The organism is Rhodococcus sp. M8 (assembly GCF_015654185.1).
GTDB lineage: Bacteria > Actinomycetota > Actinomycetes > Mycobacteriales > Mycobacteriaceae > Rhodococcus > Rhodococcus aetherivorans.
Genome location: NZ_CP064065.1, coordinates 6,088,557 through 6,106,346 on the forward strand (window position 1 = coordinate 6,088,557; position 17,790 = coordinate 6,106,346).

Annotated in this window: 19 protein-coding genes; 17 read left to right on the top strand and 2 right to left on the bottom strand. The window is 68.8% G+C overall.

Annotated features, from left to right (window positions below; translation table 11 throughout):
- The first annotated feature begins 131 nt into the window (after window positions 1-131).
- The 3 genes from rho (at window position 132) to prfA (ending at window position 3,683) form a co-directional block, all read left to right on the top strand.
- The gene (gene rho / locus ISO16_RS27670) at window positions 132-2,117 is read left to right on the top strand and encodes a transcription termination factor Rho (protein WP_072634970.1); all 1,986 of its coding nucleotides are present in this window, start codon (window positions 132-134) and stop codon (window positions 2,115-2,117) included.
- A gap of 141 nt (window positions 2,118-2,258) precedes the next feature.
- A complete protein-coding gene (rpmE, locus tag ISO16_RS27675; protein WP_006944378.1) occupies window positions 2,259-2,492 on the top strand; it encodes a 50S ribosomal protein L31 in 234 nt (77 codons plus the stop codon).
- 111 nt (window positions 2,493-2,603) lie between these two features.
- Window positions 2,604-3,683 carry a peptide chain release factor 1 gene (gene prfA / locus ISO16_RS27680; RefSeq protein WP_006944377.1) on the top strand — a complete coding sequence of 360 codons (1,080 nt, stop codon included), beginning with the start codon at window positions 2,604-2,606 and terminating at the stop codon, window positions 3,681-3,683.
- 24 nt (window positions 3,684-3,707) lie between these two features.
- On the opposite strand, the gene ISO16_RS27685 is transcribed toward prfA, so the two are convergent.
- A complete protein-coding gene (locus ISO16_RS27685; protein ID WP_072634971.1) occupies window positions 3,708-4,178 on the bottom strand; it encodes a hypothetical protein in 471 nt (156 codons plus the stop codon).
- Window positions 4,179-4,297: 119 nt separating this feature from the next.
- Between ISO16_RS27685 and prmC the strand changes: the two genes are divergently transcribed.
- The 13 genes from prmC to ISO16_RS27750 all read left to right on the top strand — a co-directional run bounded on the left by prmC (window position 4,298) and on the right by ISO16_RS27750 (window position 15,523).
- Window positions 4,298-5,218 (top strand): peptide chain release factor N(5)-glutamine methyltransferase, encoded by a 921-nt coding sequence (prmC, locus tag ISO16_RS27690; protein ID WP_029542938.1) that lies wholly within the window; start codon window positions 4,298-4,300, stop codon window positions 5,216-5,218.
- 36 nt (window positions 5,219-5,254) lie between these two features.
- On the top strand, window positions 5,255-5,917 hold the full coding sequence (locus ISO16_RS27695) for an L-threonylcarbamoyladenylate synthase (protein ID WP_072634972.1): 663 nt from the start codon (window positions 5,255-5,257) through the stop codon (window positions 5,915-5,917).
- An 18-nt stretch (window positions 5,918-5,935) separates the two neighbouring features.
- Window positions 5,936-7,141 carry an MraY family glycosyltransferase gene (locus tag ISO16_RS27700; protein WP_006944360.1) on the top strand — a complete coding sequence of 402 codons (1,206 nt, stop codon included), beginning with the start codon at window positions 5,936-5,938 and terminating at the stop codon, window positions 7,139-7,141.
- A gap of 62 nt (window positions 7,142-7,203) precedes the next feature.
- Window positions 7,204-7,620, top strand: a complete 417-nt coding sequence (locus ISO16_RS27705; protein ID WP_202917562.1) for a hypothetical protein — start codon at window positions 7,204-7,206, stop codon at window positions 7,618-7,620.
- Between the two features lie 259 nt (window positions 7,621-7,879).
- Window positions 7,880-8,728, top strand: a complete 849-nt coding sequence (gene atpB, locus ISO16_RS27710) for a F0F1 ATP synthase subunit A (RefSeq protein WP_170914067.1) — start codon at window positions 7,880-7,882, stop codon at window positions 8,726-8,728.
- An 89-nt stretch (window positions 8,729-8,817) separates the two neighbouring features.
- Complete coding sequence (locus ISO16_RS27715) at window positions 8,818-9,069, top strand: ATP synthase F0 subunit C (RefSeq protein ID WP_003935756.1); 252 nt, start codon at window positions 8,818-8,820, stop codon at window positions 9,067-9,069.
- Between the two features lie 10 nt (window positions 9,070-9,079).
- A complete protein-coding gene (locus ISO16_RS27720; protein ID WP_006944352.1) occupies window positions 9,080-9,640 on the top strand; it encodes a F0F1 ATP synthase subunit B in 561 nt (186 codons plus the stop codon).
- Window positions 9,641-9,645: 5 nt separating this feature from the next.
- Window positions 9,646-10,485 (top strand): F0F1 ATP synthase subunit delta, encoded by an 840-nt coding sequence (locus ISO16_RS27725; RefSeq protein ID WP_072634982.1) that lies wholly within the window; start codon window positions 9,646-9,648, stop codon window positions 10,483-10,485.
- A 64-nt stretch (window positions 10,486-10,549) separates the two neighbouring features.
- The gene (gene atpA / locus ISO16_RS27730) at window positions 10,550-12,193 is read left to right on the top strand and encodes a F0F1 ATP synthase subunit alpha (protein WP_072634973.1); all 1,644 of its coding nucleotides are present in this window, start codon (window positions 10,550-10,552) and stop codon (window positions 12,191-12,193) included.
- A 48-nt stretch (window positions 12,194-12,241) separates the two neighbouring features.
- A complete protein-coding gene (locus ISO16_RS27735) occupies window positions 12,242-13,225 on the top strand; it encodes a F0F1 ATP synthase subunit gamma (protein WP_006944337.1) in 984 nt (327 codons plus the stop codon).
- A gap of 4 nt (window positions 13,226-13,229) precedes the next feature.
- On the top strand, window positions 13,230-14,681 hold the full coding sequence (gene atpD / locus ISO16_RS27740) for a F0F1 ATP synthase subunit beta (protein ID WP_029542946.1): 1,452 nt from the start codon (window positions 13,230-13,232) through the stop codon (window positions 14,679-14,681).
- Window positions 14,682-14,687: 6 nt separating this feature from the next.
- Window positions 14,688-15,053 carry a F0F1 ATP synthase subunit epsilon gene (locus tag ISO16_RS27745; RefSeq protein ID WP_006944335.1) on the top strand — a complete coding sequence of 122 codons (366 nt, stop codon included), beginning with the start codon at window positions 14,688-14,690 and terminating at the stop codon, window positions 15,051-15,053.
- A gap of 47 nt (window positions 15,054-15,100) precedes the next feature.
- Window positions 15,101-15,523 carry a DUF2550 domain-containing protein gene (locus ISO16_RS27750; protein WP_037200752.1) on the top strand — a complete coding sequence of 141 codons (423 nt, stop codon included), beginning with the start codon at window positions 15,101-15,103 and terminating at the stop codon, window positions 15,521-15,523.
- Window positions 15,524-15,542: 19 nt separating this feature from the next.
- On the opposite strand, the gene ISO16_RS27755 is transcribed toward ISO16_RS27750, so the two are convergent.
- Window positions 15,543-16,115 carry a cob(I)yrinic acid a,c-diamide adenosyltransferase gene (locus ISO16_RS27755; RefSeq protein WP_006944333.1) on the bottom strand — a complete coding sequence of 191 codons (573 nt, stop codon included), beginning with the start codon at window positions 16,113-16,115 and terminating at the stop codon, window positions 15,543-15,545.
- Window positions 16,116-16,171: 56 nt separating this feature from the next.
- On the opposite strand from ISO16_RS27755, the gene murA reads away from it, so the two are divergent.
- Window positions 16,172-17,434, top strand: coding sequence for a UDP-N-acetylglucosamine 1-carboxyvinyltransferase (gene murA, locus ISO16_RS27760; RefSeq protein WP_006944332.1), 1,263 nt, complete (start codon window positions 16,172-16,174; stop codon window positions 17,432-17,434).
- Window positions 17,435-17,790 lie beyond the last annotated feature (356 nt).

Here is a 17,790-nt window from a genome sequence, read left to right on the forward strand (position 1 = left end):
GAGGATGGCGTGATGGCGGACGTGCCGACCGTTCGATCCGTGAACACGTACGGCAATCCCAGATCGACGCAAGATCTGCGGAACGAACCCTCGACTCTGCGTGGCGCGAGTGAGGGAAGGAAAGGATCTCCGTGACAGATACGGACCTGATCGCTACGCCTGTTCTCGATACCACGGATTCGTCCGCGGGAGCGCAGGCCACCGATCCTGCACAGACTGCACCGCGTGCCGGTGGGCGGCGTGGCGCCGGTCTCTCCGGCATGGTGCTGGCCGAGCTGCGGACTCTCGCGGCCGAACTCGGCATCAAGGGAACCTCCGGGATGCGCAAGGGCGATCTCATCGCCGCGATCAAGGAGCGTCAGGGCGGCGGAGCCGCCGAGACGGCTCCTGCGCCGGAACAGCCGGCCCGGCCCGTCCGGGCTCGTCGCGCCCGTGGTGCCGCCCAGGACGCGGCCCCGGCCGACACCGCCGCCCCCGCCGCCGAGCCGGCCCAGGCGCGGCCCGCCGCGACGACGGCGCCCGAGCAGCCCGCCGAGGCGGCGGAGCAGCCCGCCGACGGGGAGGCCGAGGGTGGCCGCCGGGGTCGTCAGCGTCGCGGTCGCCGAGGTGGCGACCAGGCCGCCGAGACGACCACCGCCGAGGCCCCGAAGGACGCCGCCGAGGCGCGGACCGACGAGAAGCCGCGCGCCGAGGAGAAGGCCGAGGAGAAGGCCGAGCCGTCCGACGGCGGTCGGCGCGAGCGCGGTCAGCGCGACGGCCAGCGCGACCAGCGCGACGGCCAGCGCGACCAGGGGGAACGCCGCCGCGAGGACCGTGGTCAGGGCCCCCGTCAGGACGGCCGCGACGGCCGGGGTGGCGAGGACGACGAGGACGGCCGCGGGCGCCGCGGGCGCCGCTTCCGTGAGCGTCGTCGCGGACGTGACCGCGGCGAGGCCGGCGGTGACACACGCGAGCCCGAGATCCGCGAGGACGACGTCCTGCAGCCGGTCGCCGGCATCCTCGACGTCCTGGACAACTACGCGTTCGTCCGGACCTCCGGGTACCTGGCCGGCCCCAACGACGTGTACGTCTCGATGAACATGGTGCGCAAGAACGGCCTGCGCCGGGGCGACGCCATCACCGGTGCGGTCCGCGTGCCGCGTGAGGGGGAGCAGGGCAACCAGCGCCAGAAGTTCAACCCGCTGGTCCGGCTCGACACGGTCAACGGCGGCGACGTCGAGGCCGCCAAGCGCCGCCCGGAGTTCAACAAGCTCACCCCGCTGTACCCGAACCAGCGGCTGCGGCTCGAGACCACCCCGAACATCCTGACCACCCGCGTGATCGACCTGATCATGCCGATCGGCAAGGGCCAGCGTGCCCTGATCGTCTCGCCGCCTAAGGCCGGCAAGACGACGGTGATGCAGGACATCGCGAACGCGATCACGACCAACAACCCCGAGTGCTACCTCATGGTCGTGCTGGTGGACGAGCGGCCCGAAGAGGTCACCGACATGCAGCGCTCGGTCAAGGGCGAGGTCATCGCCTCGACCTTCGACCGGCCGCCGTCGGACCACACGTCGGTCGCCGAGCTTGCGATCGAGCGGGCCAAGCGGCTCGTCGAGCAGGGCCGCGACGTGGTCGTCCTGCTCGACTCGATCACGCGCCTCGGCCGCGCGTACAACAACTCGTCGCCGGCGTCGGGCCGCATCCTCTCCGGTGGTGTCGACTCGACCGCCCTGTACCCGCCGAAGCGGTTCCTGGGCGCGGCTCGCAACATCGAGAACGGCGGCTCGCTCACCATCATCGCCACGGCCATGGTGGAGACGGGTTCGACGGGCGACACGGTGATCTTCGAGGAGTTCAAGGGCACCGGCAACGCCGAGCTCAAGCTCGACCGCAAGATCGCCGAGCGGCGCGTGTTCCCGGCGGTGGACGTCAACCCCTCCGGTACGCGCAAGGACGAGCTGCTGATGAGCCCCGACGAGTTCGCGGTGGTGCACAAGCTGCGCCGCGTGCTCTCCGGTCTGGACTCGCACCAGGCCATCGATCTGCTCATCGACCGGCTCAAGAAGAGCAAGAGCAACATCGAGTTCCTCCTGCAGGTGTCGAAGACGGCACCGGGAGCGCTCGACGACTGATCGCCGCGGCAGCGGCGCCGCATGCCCGGGGGCGGAATTTCTTCCCCCGGGCATGCGTTTGGCATAATCGAACAGCTCAGTCCGGTCCCGGTTCACGTCTCCGATCCGCGGAGGCGACCCGGCGGCCACGAAAGGGACACCATGAAGGCAGGAATCCACCCGAACTACGTGACGACCACCGTCGTCTGCGGTTGCGGGAACACGTTCGAGACGCGCAGCACCGCAGAGTCGGGACGGATCACCGTCGAGGTCTGCTCGCAGTGCCACCCGTTCTACACGGGCAAGCAGAAGATCCTCGACACCGGCGGACGCGTCGCCCGCTTCGAGGCCCGCTACGGCAAGCGCGACACCAAGAAGGCTGCTGCCGACAAGTAGCTGTCTCGCCGACGCCCGGTTCTGTCTCAGCCACAGACCGGGCGTCGGCCTTTTTCCATCCCGATCCGGGCGCGGCACGGATCGGCACGACGGACGAGTGGAGCGAATCACATGGCGGGGCAGACCAAGCCGTCGGCCATCGACGACATCCTGGCCGAACACGCCGGTCTCGAGCAGCAGCTGTCCGATCCGGCGCTGCACAACGACCCGGCGACGGCCCGCAAGGTCGGCAAGCGGTTCGCCGAGCTCGCTCCCGTCATGGCCACCTACACCAAGCTGCGGGCCGCGCGCGACGATCTCGAGGCCGCGCGTGAGCTCGCCGCGGACGACGCCGCCTTCGCGACCGAGATTCCCGCCCTCGAGGAGCGGGTGAGCGAACTCGACAAGGCCCTCACCGACCTGCTCGCCCCGCGCGATCCGCACGACGGCGACGACGTGGTGCTCGAGGTCAAGTCGGGGGAGGGCGGTGAGGAGTCCGCGCTGTTCGCCGCCGACCTCGCCCGCATGTACATCCGGTACGCCGAGCGCGCCGGCTGGCGCGTGGAGGTCCTCGGCGCGACCATCTCCGACCTCGGCGGTTACAAGGACGCGACGCTGTCGATCAAGTCGAAGAGCGATGTGCGCGACGGCGTCTGGTCGCGCCTGAAGTTCGAGGGGGGCGTGCACCGCGTCCAGCGTGTCCCCGTCACCGAGTCCCAGGGCCGGGTGCACACCTCGGCGGCCGGCGTGTTCATCTACCCCGAGCCGGACGAGGTGGAGGAGGTCCAGATCGACGAGTCGGACCTGCGCATCGACGTGTACCGCTCCTCCGGCAAGGGTGGTCAGGGCGTCAACACCACCGACTCGGCGGTGCGCATCACGCACCTGCCCACCGGCATAGTCGTCACCTGCCAGAACGAGCGGTCCCAGCTGCAGAACAAAGCACGGGCGATGCAGGTGCTCGCCGCGCGGCTGCAGGCCGCGGCGGAGGAGGCCGCCGAGGCGGAGGCCTCCGCGGGCCGCGCCAGCCAGGTGCGCACGGTGGACCGCTCCGAGCGCATCCGCACCTACAACTTTCCCGAGAACCGGATCACCGATCACCGCATCGGCTTCAAGGCCCACAACCTCGACGGTGTGCTCGACGGCGACATGGACGCCCTGCTCGACGCCCTGGGCAAGGCCGACCGGGAGGCCCGGCTCGCCGCGGAGTGACGCCGTGAGCCGGGCCCCGGGCAGCTACTGGGCGGTCCCGCCGGGTTCGTCGCCCGGATCGTCGTCCCCGGGCACCTGCGAGATGTCGATGCCGGGAAGCAGGAAGCAGTTCTCGCCCTTCGCGTTCTGATGCGGTCCCCACACGGCGGACACGACGGTGCCCGGCCCGGTGTTCAGCAGCGCGACCGGGACGTCGCTGCTCTGCGGTGTCGCGGTCAACGAGGCGCCTCCCGTCTGCCAGGTGGCCGTGTTGACCCAGCCGACCTGACCGTTCTGCGCCTTCTGCTCGCCGACGGCGAAGAACAGCCGACCCTCCTCGAGGGCGTCGCTGTCCGTCTCGGTCACGCTGTGGATCGGCGCGACGTAGCTGCAGAGCAGCGGCGTGGGTTGGACGTCGATCGGCGATGCGGAGGCAAGTCCGGGCGCTGCGAGGCTGCCGGCGGCTCCGAGCGCGACGACGGCCGCTGCCCGAACCGCGAATCCCGACTTCGTCACAGGAAGATCCTTCCGTAGTTCCGTAGTGCTGCCTGACACGGACGATCTCGATCATGCCGCAGACCGGATGCGTGACCTGTCCGTTTCCGTGTGGTGACCGGCATGGCAGTCTGTACGCCGTGACTCGTCAACCCCTGCGCCTGGCGATCCTCGAAGCGGTGTCGGTGCTCGAGGAAGCCGGTGTCCCCAGCCCGCGTGTGGACGCCGAACTGCTCGCCGCGCATCTGCTCGGCATCGAGCGCACCCGTCTCGGGCTCGTGCCGCTCGTCGACCCCGCCATGGTCGACGCGTACCGCGCGATGATCGCGCAGCGTGCCAAGCGGATCCCGCTGCAGTACATCACCGGCAGCACGGGGATGGGGGAGATCGACATCGAGGTCGGCCCCGGCGTCTTCGTCCCGCGGCCCGAGACCGAGCTGCTGCTGGCCTGGGCCCTGGCGTACCTGGAAGGACTCCAGGAGCATCCGCCGGTGGTGCTCGACCTGTGCACCGGCTCGGGCGCTCTCGCGCTGGCCGTTGCGCACGCCCGGCCCGACGCGGTCGTCCACGCCGTCGAACTCGAGCCCCACGCCCTGGCCTGGGCGCGGCGGAACGCGGAACGCTGCGCGGCGGCGGGGGACACGCCGATCCTCCTGCATCAGGGCGACGTGACGGACCGCAACCTGCTCACCTCGCTCGAGGGCCGGGTCGACATCGTGGTGTCGAATCCGCCCTACATTCCCGAGGGCACCGACCTCCCGCCCGAGGTGATCGAGCACGACCCGCACTCGGCGCTGTTCGGCGGTCCCGACGGGCTGTCGGTGATCAAGCCGATGGTGTCGAACATCGCCCGCTGGCTGCGGATCGGCGGTGCCGTCGGCGTCGAGCACGACGACACGAACGGTGCCCAGGTCGCGGAGCTGTTCGCGCAGCGCCGCGTGTTCGGTGACGTGACCGAGCACCCCGATCTGGCGGGCCGGCCGCGGTTCGTCGTCGCTCGCCGGGTGCCGACCGACGTGGAGGCGCGGCGCGGCGGATCCCAGGGCGGGACGGGTGTGTGATGCCGGACACGTTCGCGGCAGTGGAAGGATGAACCCGTGAGCACCGTCTACGACTGCAGTCGCCCCGATTCCCGCGCCGCCGGTCTGACCGCCGCCAAGGGTGCGCTCAAGGCCGGACGGCTCGTCGTCGTGCCCACGGACACGGTGTACGGGATCGCGGCGGATGCCTTCGACAGCGATGCGGTGACCAGTCTGCTGCGCGCCAAGGGCCGGGGCCGGGACATGCCGGTGCCGGTGCTGGTCGGCTCGTGGAACACGATCGACGGCCTGGTGAACACCGTTCGTCCGCAGGCGCGGGAACTCATCCGTGCCTTCTGGCCCGGCGGTCTCAGTCTCGTTGTGCACCAAGCTCCCTCGCTCGCATGGGATCTGGGGGACACGCGCGGCACCGTGATGCTGCGCATGCCGTTGCACCCCGTGGTGCTCGAGTTGCTGCGCGAGGTGGGCCCGCTGGCCGTGTCGAGCGCGAACGTCTCCGGCCGTCCGCCGGCCATCACGGTGGACGAGGCGCGCACCCAGCTCGGCGGGTCGGCGAGCGTGTACCTCGACGGCGGGCCGGCCGAACACGCCGTCGCCTCCACCATCGTCGACTTGACCGCCGACCGGCCTCGCGTGCTGCGCGAGGGCGCCGTGGCGGTCGAGGATATCGCGGAGGTGCTGGGCGAGGACCCGGCGCAGCTGCGTGCCGGCGGGGAGTGACGGCGGGGACCGGGCGAAGTGACTGCCGCCGACACGGCATCCCTGGTGCTGGCCCAGTCGGGCCGCGGCGCCGGCGTGCCCATCCGTGAGCTGCTGCTCGTGCTCCTCACCGCCGCGGTCGTCACCTTCCTCTCGACCGGGGCCGTGCGGATCGCCGCGATCCGGTTCGGTGCCGTCGCGGTACCCCGGGACCGCGACGTCCACGTCCAGCCGACGCCACGGCTCGGCGGCGTCGGCATGTACATCGGGCTGGTGGCGGGCCTGCTGTTCGCCCAGCAGCTGCCGGCGCTGACCAGAGGCTTCGAGTACACCCCCGACATGGGTGCGGCGCTGGTGTCGGGCACCATCATCGTGATCGTCGGGATCATCGACGACCGTTGGGGACTCGACGCCCTGACCAAGTTCGTCGGGCAGGTCACGGCGGCGGGCGTGCTCGTCGTGATGGGCGTGAGCTGGATCGTCATCTACGAGCCGTTCGGCGGCAGCACCCTCATCCTCGACCAGCTGCAGGCGGGGCTGTTCACCGTGCTCGTCGCGGTGGTGATGATCAACGCGATGAACTTCGTCGACGGCCTCGACGGGCTCGCGGCCGGCCTGGGACTGATCGCAGCCGTCGCGATCTGTGCGTTCTCCGTCGGGCTGTTGCACGACCAGGGCGGCGACGTCAGCGCGTATCCGCCCGCCCTGATCGCCGCGGCCCTCGCCGGCGCCTGCCTCGGCTTCCTGCCGCACAACTTCCAGCCGGCCCGGATCTTCATGGGCGACTCCGGATCGATGCTGATCGGCCTGATGCTGGCGGCGACCTCGACGAGCGCGTCGGGACGCATCCCCCTGGCCGCCTACGGCACCCGCGACCTGCTCGGCCTGCTCTCCCCGCTGATCCTCGTCGGGGCTGTCATGTTCATCCCCATTCTCGACCTGCTGCTGGCGATCGTCCGGCGCACCCGGGCCGGAGTCAGCCCCTTCAGTCCCGACAAGATGCACCTGCATCACCGGTTGCTGCAGATCGGGCACTCGCACCGCCGGGTGGTGCTGCTGATCTACCTGTGGGTCGGGGTGCTCGCGTTCGGGGCCGTCGGCTCCTCCCTGCTCGACCGGCGGGCCGTCGTGCTGCTCGTGGCGGGTGGACTGGTGTTCGCGCTGGTCGTCACGGCGGTGCCGTCGCTGCGTCACGAGGACGCCGACCGTCCCCGGCGACGCTGGGGCCGGCGCCGGGTCCGTTAGGCTTGATTCCCGTGACCTCCCCGGATCGGCCCCTGCCCGCCCTGCCCGACTCTTCCGCGCCGATGCGCGCCGCCGTCCGCTACGGCGTGCTCGGACTGATCGCACTGACGGTCGTCGCGACGGTGATCGGCGGCCTCGTCGCCGGCCTGCCGGGCGTGTGGGGCGCGCTGATCGGCGCGGCCGTGGGAGGGGGGTTCATTCTCTTCACCGCTCTCGGCGTGCTGCTCACTGCCCGGCTCCCGGCGACGACGGCGGGCGCGGTGCTGCTGGGCACCTGGCTGCTCAAGCTGATCCTCGCGATCGTGGTGATGATGCTGCTCAAGCCGCTCGATTTCTACGACAAGGGTGCGCTGGTGCTCACCATCGTCTTCGCGCTGCTCATCGTCCTGGGGGCCGAGACCTACGGTGTGCTGTCGCAGCGGGCGCTGTACGTGGAGCCTGCCGGTAGCGCTGAGCAGGGGAACAACGACGAGCGGTAGTACCGCCGTTGTCAATGACCTGGCGGTACGGGCACCCGCCTACACAACGTCGTAGAAGTGTTGATAAGGTCGTCCCAAGCGAGTGCGACTGCCTGCGATTCCGGAGGAGTCGAGTGCGGTTGTGCCCTCGCAGGCGGTCGTGTTCGAATGGCCGCCGAGTCGACGAGAGTCGCCGACACCGACAGACGCTGGCCCCGATCGGGAGCCGACAGCAGCTGGCGAATACGCGAGCCGACCTGGTCGACTTGTTGGATCGTCAATGTCCGATCGAACCGCAGACGGCAATGCCTGCGGCCGACTACGGGAGAGAGCGCTGAGCGTCACCACCTTGGCTGCCGGAGAATTCCACGCGCCGTCACTAGCCGATTTCTTCCCCCCAGCAGTTCTGTTCGAAGGCACCCCCTTCGAAATGGACCGCCTGATGCTCATCCGCGTCGTCGTGGCCGTGCTTGTGGCGCTGTTCTTCGCGCTCGCGATGCGCAGCCCGAAGATTGTGCCCCGCGGTGTGCAGAACGTCGCCGAGATCATGATCGACTTCGTGCGGATCAACATCGCCGAGGACATCCTCGGCAAGCAGCAGGGCCGCCGATTCCTTCCGGTGCTCGTGACCATTTTCTTCCTCGTGGTCGGTCTCAACCTGACGTCGGTCATCCCGTTCCTGAACATCTCGTCGAACGCGCGCATCGGTATGCCGATCGTGCTGGCCGCGCTGGCCTACGTCGTCTTCAACTACGTGGGCATCAAGAAGTACGGGTTCTTCCGCTACGTCAAGAGCAGCATCGTCGTCCCGAACCTGCCCCCCGCGCTGCACGTGCTGGTCATCCCGATCGAGTTCATCTCGACGTTCCTGCTGCGCCCCTTCACGCTCACCATCCGTCTCATGGCGAACATGCTGGCCGGCCACATCATGCTGGTGCTGTTCTTCAGCGCAACCCAGTTCTTCTTCTTCAGCTCCGAAGGTGCGATGAAGATCTTCGGCATCGGCTCGCTGATCGGTGGCGTCGCGTTCACCTTCTTCGAGCTGCTGGTGATCGTCCTGCAGGCGTACATCTTCTCGCTGTTGACGGCGGTGTACATCGACCTGGCGCTGCACGCCGAAGAGCACTAGCGCGCCGACCGGCACTACCCACACAACACACAGACTGACTCGGTTGCCGATCCCCGGGGCCGAGCCACAAGAAAGGGAATGGAACACCAATGAGCGTTGCGCTTCAGGCAGTTGACGTCCTCGCCCAGACGGAGAGCACCATCAGCGGTCTCGGTGCGGTCGGCTACGGCCTCGCGGCCATCGGCCCCGGCATCGGCATCGGCATCGTCGTCGGCAAGGCGATCGAGGGCATGGCCCGCCAGCCCGAGATGGCCGGCCAGCTGCGCACCACCATGTTCCTCGGTATCGCGTTCACCGAGGCCCTGGCGCTGATCGGTATCGTCGCCGGCTTCATCTTCTGATCTGACGACCATGGCTGACAGCATCCTGTTGCTCGCGGCGGAGGCGGAGGACCAAAATCCTCTGCTCCCCGCGACGTATGACATCGTCTGGTCGCTGGTCGCCCTGATCATCGTCGGGCTCGTCTTCTGGAAGTACGTGCTTCCGCTGTTCCAGAAGGTGCTCGACGAGCGTTCGGAGCTGATCGAAGGCGGCATCAAGAAGGCCGAGGAAGCTCAGGCCGAGGCAAAGGCCGCGCTCGAGCAGTACCGCGCGCAGCTCGCCGAGGCCCGCACCGAGGCGGCGCAGATCCGCGAGGAGGCCCGTGCCCAGGGCCAGCAGATCATCGCGGACATGAAGGCCCAGGCCCAGGAGGAGAGCGACCGCATCGTCGCTGCCGGTCACAACCAGCTGCAGGCCCAGCGCCAGCAGATCGTGACCGAGCTGCGCGGCGATCTCGGACGCACCGCCGTGGATCTGGCCGAGAAGGTCATCGGGGAGTCCCTCTCCGACGACGTCAAGCGTGCCGGCTCGATCGACCGCTTCCTCAGCGAGCTCGACTCCCTCAGCGCTGACTCTGCATCCCGAAAGTGAGCACCATGTACGCAGCAAGCCGTGAGGCACTCGCTCAGACGCGTTCCGCGCTGCAGGGCGCGCTGGCGTCGAGCACCGCATCCGCTGCCGCGGGTGCCGCAACTGCAGCTGCGGCGCAGGCCGGCTCCGAGCTGTTCTCGGTGGTCGAGGTGCTCGACGATCAGCGCACCCTGCGGAGTGCGCTGGCCGACGCCTCGGCCCCGGCAGCCGGTCGGCAGGTACTGGCCGAGCGGGTCTTCGGGAGCAAGGTCTCGCCCGTCACCCTCGCGACCCTGAAGGCGGCGGCCGGGCAGGACTGGTCGACCCAGTCCGACCTGACCAACTCCCTCGTTCAGCTGGGCCGCGAAGCCCTCCTGTCGGCGGCGGCGGACCAGAACCAGCTCGACACCGTCGAGGACGAGCTGTTCCGGCTCGGTCGCATCGTGGCCGGCAACGCCGAACTCGAACAGGCCCTCTCCGATCGCACCAAGCCGCTGGCGGCCAAGCGGGAGTTCCTCTCGCGTCTGCTCTACGGCAAGTCCACGGCGATCACCGAGGCCCTGGCCGTGCAGGCCGTCGGACGGCTGAAGGACAAGGCCCCGGCCGACGCGTTCGACGCACTGTCGAACCTCGCCGCCACCCAGCGGGACCGCGCCGTCGCCCACGTGCGCAGCGCGGCACCTCTCAGCGCGGCGCAGGCCGAACGGCTCACCGGTATCCTGACCAGAACGTACGGGAAACCGGTCACGGTGCACGTCGAGGTGGTTCCCGAGCTTCTCAGTGGATTGGTCGTCCGGGTGGGCGACGAGGTCATCGACGGCACCGCCGCGGGTCGACTCGCCGCAGTGCGCAAGAGCCTCACGTAGTCCACTACCGAACACACACACATAGCGATCTTTTCGAAGACCAGATACCGAGAGCAGGAAGAACATGGCGGAGCTGACGATCTCCTCCGACGAGATCCGTAGCGCGATCGACAACTACACCGCGAGCTACTCCCCGGAGGCCTCCCGCGAGGAGGTCGGCGTGGTCGCCGACACCAGTGACGGCATCGCGCACATCAGCGGTCTGCCGTCGGCGATGGCCAACGAGCTGCTGGAGTTCCCCGGCGGTGTGCTGGGCGTGGCCCTGAACCTCGACGCCACCGAGATCGGTGCCGTCATCCTCGGCGACTACCAGGACCTCGAAGAGGGCCAGGAAGTCAAGCGGACCGGCGACGTTCTGTCGGTGCCGGTCGGCGACGGCTACCTCGGCCGCGTCGTGAACCCCCTGGGCCAGCCGATCGACGGCCTCGGCGACATCGAGGCGACCGAGAACCGGGCCCTCGAGCTGCAGGCCGCGACCGTGCTGCAGCGCCAGCCGGTCGAGGAGCCGCTGCAGACCGGCATCAAGGCCATCGACGCGATGACCCCGATCGGCCGCGGCCAGCGCCAGCTGGTCATCGGCGACCGCAAGACGGGCAAGACCGCCGTCTGCGTCGACGCGATCCTGAACCAGAAGGCCAACTGGGCCTCCGGCGACCCGAAGCAGCAGGTCCGCTGCATCTACGTCGCGATCGGCCAGAAGGGCTCCACCATCGCGGGCGTCAAGGCCGCCCTCGAGGAGCACGGCGCGATGGAGTACACCACCATCGTCGCGGCCCCCGCCTCCGACTCCGCCGGCTTCAAGTGGCTCGCCCCCTACACCGGCTCGGCCATCGGCCAGCACTGGATGTACCAGGGCAAGCACGTGCTCATCGTGTTCGACGACCTGACCAAGCAGGCCGAGGCGTACCGCGCGATCTCCCTGCTGTTGCGCCGCCCGCCGGGACGTGAGGCCTACCCGGGCGACGTGTTCTACCTGCACTCCCGTCTGCTGGAGCGCTCGGCCAAGCTGTCCGACGAGCTCGGTGGCGGTTCGCTGACGGCCCTGCCTATCATCGAGACCAAGGCCAACGACGTCTCGGCCTACATCCCGACCAACGTCATCTCCATCACCGACGGCCAGGTCTTCCTCGAGTCCGACCTGTTCAACAAGGGCATCCGCCCCGCCATCAACGTCGGTATCTCGGTGTCCCGAGTCGGTGGCGCGGCGCAGACCAAGGGCATGAAGAAGGTGTCCGGCTCGCTGCGTCTGGAGCTCGCGCAGTTCCGTGAGCTCGAGGCGTTCGCCGCCTTCGCCTCCGACCTCGATGCGGCCTCGAAGGCGCAGCTCGAGCGTGGCCAGCGTCTGGTCGAGCTCCTCAAGCAGGACCAGTACTCCCCGGTCGCCGTCGAGGACCAGATCGTGTCGATCTACCTCGCGGGTGAGGGCGTCTACGACTCGGTTCCCGTCGGCGACGTGCGCCGCTTCGAGGCCGAGCTGCTCGAGGAACTGCACCACAGCGCCTCGGGCGTCTACGAGCAGATCGCCGGCGGCAAGGCGCTGACCGACGACTCCGCGTCCGCGCTGCTCGCCGCGACCAACAAGTTCAAGGAGGGCTTCATCGCCTCCGACGGAACCCGCGTCGTGAACGAGGCCGAGGCCGAGGCCCTGGGCGCCGACGAGGTCGAGCAGGAGCAGGTTTCCGTCAAGCGCACCACTGTTCGCAAGTGAGCGTGGAGACCATGACCCAGCGTCCTGTGAAGGGAGTGTGATCGACGAATGGCAAGCCTGCGCGAGCTCCGCTCGCGGATCAAGTCGGTCAACTCGACCAAGAAGATCACCAAGGCGCAGGAGCTGATCGCGACGTCGCGGATCACGAAGGCTCAGGCCCGAGTGGCAGCGTCCAAGCCGTACGCCGAGGAGATCACCAAGGTGCTCTCCGAACTGGCGAGCGCGTCCGCGTCGCTGGATCACCCCCTGCTCAACGAACGACCCAACCCGAGGCGTGCCGCAGTCCTGGTTGTCACCAGTGACCGTGGCATGGCCGGCGGCTACAACGCCAACGTCCTCAAGGAGGCCGAGGAGCTGCGGCAGCTGCTGGTCAGCGAGGGCAAGGAGCCGGTGTTCTACGTGCTCGGTGCCAAGGGCCTGAGCTACTACACCTTCCGCGGCCGGCAGGTTGCGGGGGCGTGGACCGGCTTCTCGCAGGAGCCGCGCTACACGGATGCGGCCAAGGCGAGTCGTCACCTGGTGGAACTGTTCATGGCCGGGTCCGGCAACGAGGTGCCCGCGCCGAACGGTGAGGGCACGATCGAGGGCGTCGACGAACTGCACATCGTCTACACCCGCTTCGTCTCGATGCTGACCCAGACCCCCGAGGTGCGCCGGATGGCGCCGCTCGAGGTGACCGTCACCGAGGACGAGATCGACCTCGGCGAGGACATGCTCACCGACGGCCGGCACGTCGGCAGCAACGGCGGGCCCCGGCCCGGCTACAACTTCGAGCCGGAAGCCTCGACGCTGCTCGCGGCGCTGCTGCCGAAGTACATCAGCACCCGCATCTTCGCGTCGCTGCTCGATGCCGCGGCATCGGAGTCGGCTGCTCGGCGTACCGCCATGAAGGCGGCCACCGACAATGCCACGGAACTGGTGAACACCCTCAGCCGTCAGGCCAACCAGGCCCGCCAGGCGCAGATCACCCAGGAAATCAGCGAGATCGTCGGCGGTGCCAACGCGCTCGCCTCGAGTGCAGGAAGTGACTAAGCACATGACCGCAGCAGTAACCGATAACTACGGGGCGGGGGCGGCCTCGGCCACCGCCGGCCGCGTCGTTCGGGTCATCGGCCCCGTCGTGGACGTCGAGTTCCCGCGTGGTGCCGTTCCCGCTCTGTTCAACGCCCTGCACGCAGAGGTCACTCTGCCGTCCGTGGCGAAGACCCTGACCTTCGAGGTCGCGCAGCACCTGGGTGACAACCTGGTGCGCACGATCTCCATGCAGCCCACCGACGGCCTGGTGCGCGGCACCACGGTCGTCGACACGGGCCGTCCGATCTCCGTGCCGGTCGGCGACGTCGTCAAGGGCCACGTGTTCAACGCCCTCGGTGACTGCCTCGACGCCCCGGGCACCGGGCGCGACGGCGAGCAGTGGGGCATCCACCGCAAGCCGCCGGCCTTCGACCAGCTCGAGGGCAAGACCGAGATCCTCGAGACCGGCATCAAGGTCATCGACCTGCTGACCCCGTACGTCAAGGGCGGCAAGATCGGTCTGTTCGGTGGTGCCGGTGTCGGCAAGACCGTTCTGATCCAGGAGATGATCACCCGTATCGCGCGTGAGTTCTCCGGCACGTCGGTGTTCGCCGGCGTCGGCGAGCGCACCCGTGAGGGCACCGACCTCCACCTCGAGATGGAGGAGATGGGCGTCCTCCAGGACACCGCCCTCGTCTTCGGCCAGATGGACGAGCCGCCGGGAACGCGTATGCGCGTCGCCCTGTCCGCGCTGACCATGGCGGAGTACTTCCGCGATGTTCAGGGCCAGGACGTGCTGCTGTTCATCGACAACATCTTCCGGTTCACCCAGGCAGGTTCCGAGGTGTCGACCCTGCTCGGTCGTATGCCGTCGGCCGTGGGTTACCAGCCGACGCTGGCCGACGAGATGGGTGAGCTCCAGGAGCGCATCACCTCGACCCGTGGCCGCTCGATCACCTCGCTGCAGGCGATCTACGTCCCCGCCGACGACTACACCGACCCGGCGCCGGCCACGACGTTCGCGCACCTCGATGCGACCACCGAGCTCTCGCGTCCGATCTCGCAGATGGGTATCTACCCCGCTGTGGATCCGCTGACGTCGACCTCGCGCATCCTCGAGCCCGGCATCGTCGGTGCCGAGCACTTCCGCGTCGCCAACGAGGTGAAGCGGATCCTGCAGAAGTACAAGGAGCTGCAGGACATCATCGCCATCCTCGGTATGGACGAGCTCTCCGAGGAGGACAAGGTCCTCGTCGGCCGCGCCCGTCGTCTGCAGAAGTTCCTCGGCCAGAACTTCATCGTGGCCGAGAAGTTCACCGGCGAGCCCGGCTCCGTGGTGCCGCTGCGCGACACCATCGAGGCATTCGACCGCGTCACCAAGGGTGAGTTCGACCACCTGCCCGAGCAGGCGTTCAACAGCTGCGGTGGACTCGACGACGTCGAGGCCGCTGCCAAGAAGATCGCCGGGAAGTAGTCCGCGATGGCTGAAATGACCGTGGACCTCGTTGCCGTCGAGGAGCGCCTGTGGTCGGGCACCGCCCGGCTGGTCAGCGCCCAGACGACCGAGGGCGAGATCGGTGTCATGCCGGGCCACGAGCCGGTCCTGGGCCAGCTCGTGGAGGGCGGCGTCGTCTCCATCACGACCGGCGACGGCGAGCGCGTCGTCGCGGCCGTGCACGGCGGCTTCCTCTCGGTGACCGCCACGACGGTGACGATCCTCGCCGAGGCCGCGGAGCTGACGGAGAACATCGACGTCGAGTCCGCGCGCGCCGTGCTGAGCGAAAGCCGGGACGAGGCCGAGATCGCCGCGGCGCGGGGCCGGCTCCGGGCTGTCGAGCGGGCCTGACCGGACACGAGAAGCCGCGACGGAGCCGACGAGCAGTGTCAGTTGGAATGATTGTCCTCATCGTTCTGGTGATACTGCTCGCGGCTGCCGTCGCGGCTTTTCTCTATCGCCTCGTCACCCTGCGGGGCGGCGGCACCGCCGCGATCCTGCGGCGCCTGCCCAACGGCGCCGGCGCCGGGTGGCGGCACGGCGTCATCCGTTACGGCGAGCGCACGCTCGTCTTCTACAAGCTCTCCAGCCTGCGCCCGGGCCCGGACTCGCGCCTCGCCCGGCAGGGAGTCGAGGTGCGCAGCCGTCGCGCGCCCGAGGGCAGTGAGCACGACATCATGACCGAGGACATCGTGATCCTCGAAATCCAGGACGGCGCAAACAACTTCGAGATCGCCCTCGACAGCGGTGCGCTCACCGCCTTCCTGTCCTGGCTCGAATCCCGGCCCTCGGACCGATCCCTGCGCGGCCGGCCGAACTGAGGTCCGGCCGACCGGGTCCTCACGCGCCCGCGCCCGGCTTCCAGAGCACGTCACCATCCGGGTTCGCGACGCGACCGAGGATGAAGAGCAGATCCGACAGCCGGTTGAGGTACTTCGCCGGCAGCACATTCGTGTCGTCCGGGTGGGTGGCCACCGCCGCCCAGGCGGAGCGCTCCGCCCGCCGTGCCACCGTCCGGGCCGTGTGCAGCAGGGCCGCCAGCGCGGTGCCGCCGGGGAGAATGAAGGAATCGAGCGGCGCCAGTTCCTCGTTGAACTCGTCGCACCAGCGCTCGAGCCGATCGATGTACCCCTGCGTGATCCGCAGCGGCGGATACTTCGGCTCCGGCACCACCGGCGTCGACAGGTCGGCTCCGGCGTCGAACAGGTCGTTCTGGATCTGGCGCAGGACCGGCACCATCCGTTCCGGTACGTCGCCCACAGCCAGCGCCACGCCGAGCGCCGCATTCGTCTCGTCGCAGTCCGCGTAGGCGATCAGCCTCGGGTCGTTCTTCGACACCCGCGAGAAGTCGCTGAGGCCCGTCGTACCGTCGTCGCCGGTGCGGGTGTAGATCCGTGTGAGATGGACAGCCATGCAGGTCACGGTACCGCTCCCGTATTCCCGCAGTGTGGTCGATAGGCTGTGGCGTTGTGAGTGATCGCTTTCTTGTCTCCGGTGGTAACCGGCTTGTCGGTGAGGTAGTCGTCGGGGGCGCCAAGAACAGCGTGCTCAAGCTGATGGCAGCCGCCCTGTTGGCGGAGGGGACGAGCGTCATCACCAACTGCCCGGACATCCTCGACGTGCCGCTGATGGCCGAGGTTCTCCGCGGACTCGGATGCGACGTGGAGCTCGAGGGTGACGAGGTACGCATCACGACCCCCGCACAGCCGAAGTACCAGGCAGATTTCGCCGCCGTCCGGCAATTCCGTGCGTCGGTGTGTGTCCTCGGACCGCTGGTGGCTCGGTGCCGCAAGGCCGTCGTCGCGCTGCCGGGCGGCGATGCGATCGGCTCACGGCCGCTCGATATGCACCAGACGGGGCTCCGCCTGCTGGGGGCGCACAGCACGATCGAGCACGGCTGTGTGGTGGCCGAGGCCGACGACCTGCACGGCAACGCGATCCGCCTGGCCTTTCCGTCGGTGGGGGCCACCGAGAACATCCTGATGGCCGCCGTTCTCGCGAGCGGAGAGACCACGATCGACAACGCGGCTCGGGAGCCGGAGATCGTCGACCTGTGCACCATGCTGGTCCAGATGGGTGCCCGCATCTCCGGGGCCGGCACCTCGACGCTGACGATCATGGGCGTCCCCCGGCTCGAACCCACCACCCACCGCGTCATCGGGGATCGCATCGTCGCGGCGACGTGGGGGATCGCGGCGGCGATGACACGCGGCGACGTCCGCGTGCGCGGCGTCAACCCGAAGCACCTGAGCCTCGTCCTCGACAAGCTCCGTGCCGCCGGCGCGGAGGTGACGCCCGAGGTGGACGGCTTCCGGGTTGTTCAGCACGACCGTCCCCGGGCGGTCAACTTCGCGACCCTGCCGTATCCCGGTTTCCCGACCGACCTGCAACCCATGGCGATCGGGCTCGCGGCGGTCGCCGACGGCACGTCGATGATCACGGAGAACGTCTTCGAGGCGCGGTTCCGGTTCGTCGAGGAGATGATCCGGCTCGGCGCCGATGCGCGCACCGACGGGCACCATGCCGTGGTCCGCGGTGTCGAGGAGCTGTCGAGCGCGCCGGTGTGGTCGTCGGACATCCGTGCCGGTGCCGGACTGGTCCTGGCCGGGCTGTGTGCGGACGGCGTCACCGAGGTGCACGACGTCTACCACATCGACCGCGGCTACCCGAGATTCGTGGAGATCATCGAGGAGCTCGGTGGCGTCATCGAGCGGGTCAACTCCGACTCCTGATGCGGAGCGCCGAAATCGGCTGTGCCTCAGTCATTTCGGGCTCAAACGGGCGGGTGGACGACATGGCCGGTCCGAATGTGCCGCGCATCACGGTGGAGTGACAGCGCGGAGGCGGGGCTGGGGGCGGCCCGCGAACTGGGAAAACAGTGCCGCGTCGGAGCTTGACCAGCGGATTTGGCGCACGCTTGTTCCTCACGTAACTTATTCCAGGTCAGAGCGACACGGACACCGACCCGGCCCGCAGGGGCCCGGGACAACGAGGTTGGACGCAGGCGCCTGATTGTTCGGTTCGGAATCTTCTGGTAGGGTTCTGGGCCGTTGCCGATCCCACCGAGCGCGTCGGGTTTGTTTTCGCC

Coding starts and splice junctions, on each gene's coding strand:
- ISO16_RS27720 (WP_006944352.1), top strand. CDS start 9,080: ATGGCTGACAGCATCCTGTTGCTCGCGGCGGAGGCGGAGGACCAAAAT.
- ISO16_RS27725 (WP_072634982.1), top strand. CDS start 9,646: ATGTACGCAGCAAGCCGTGAGGCACTCGCTCAGACGCGTTCCGCGCTG.
- ISO16_RS27715 (WP_003935756.1), top strand. CDS start 8,818: ATGAGCGTTGCGCTTCAGGCAGTTGACGTCCTCGCCCAGACGGAGAGC.
- atpA (WP_072634973.1), top strand. CDS start 10,550: ATGGCGGAGCTGACGATCTCCTCCGACGAGATCCGTAGCGCGATCGAC.
- rpmE (WP_006944378.1), top strand. CDS start 2,259: ATGAAGGCAGGAATCCACCCGAACTACGTGACGACCACCGTCGTCTGC.
- ISO16_RS27745 (WP_006944335.1), top strand. CDS start 14,688: ATGGCTGAAATGACCGTGGACCTCGTTGCCGTCGAGGAGCGCCTGTGG.
- ISO16_RS27705 (WP_202917562.1), top strand. CDS start 7,204: ATGCGCGCCGCCGTCCGCTACGGCGTGCTCGGACTGATCGCACTGACG.
- ISO16_RS27750 (WP_037200752.1), top strand. CDS start 15,101: ATGATTGTCCTCATCGTTCTGGTGATACTGCTCGCGGCTGCCGTCGCG.
- atpB (WP_170914067.1), top strand. CDS start 7,880: ATGTCCGATCGAACCGCAGACGGCAATGCCTGCGGCCGACTACGGGAG.
- ISO16_RS27755 (WP_006944333.1), bottom strand. CDS start 16,115: ATGGCTGTCCATCTCACACGGATCTACACCCGCACCGGCGACGACGGT.
- ISO16_RS27735 (WP_006944337.1), top strand. CDS start 12,242: ATGGCAAGCCTGCGCGAGCTCCGCTCGCGGATCAAGTCGGTCAACTCG.
- atpD (WP_029542946.1), top strand. CDS start 13,230: ATGACCGCAGCAGTAACCGATAACTACGGGGCGGGGGCGGCCTCGGCC.
- prfA (WP_006944377.1), top strand. CDS start 2,604: ATGGCGGGGCAGACCAAGCCGTCGGCCATCGACGACATCCTGGCCGAA.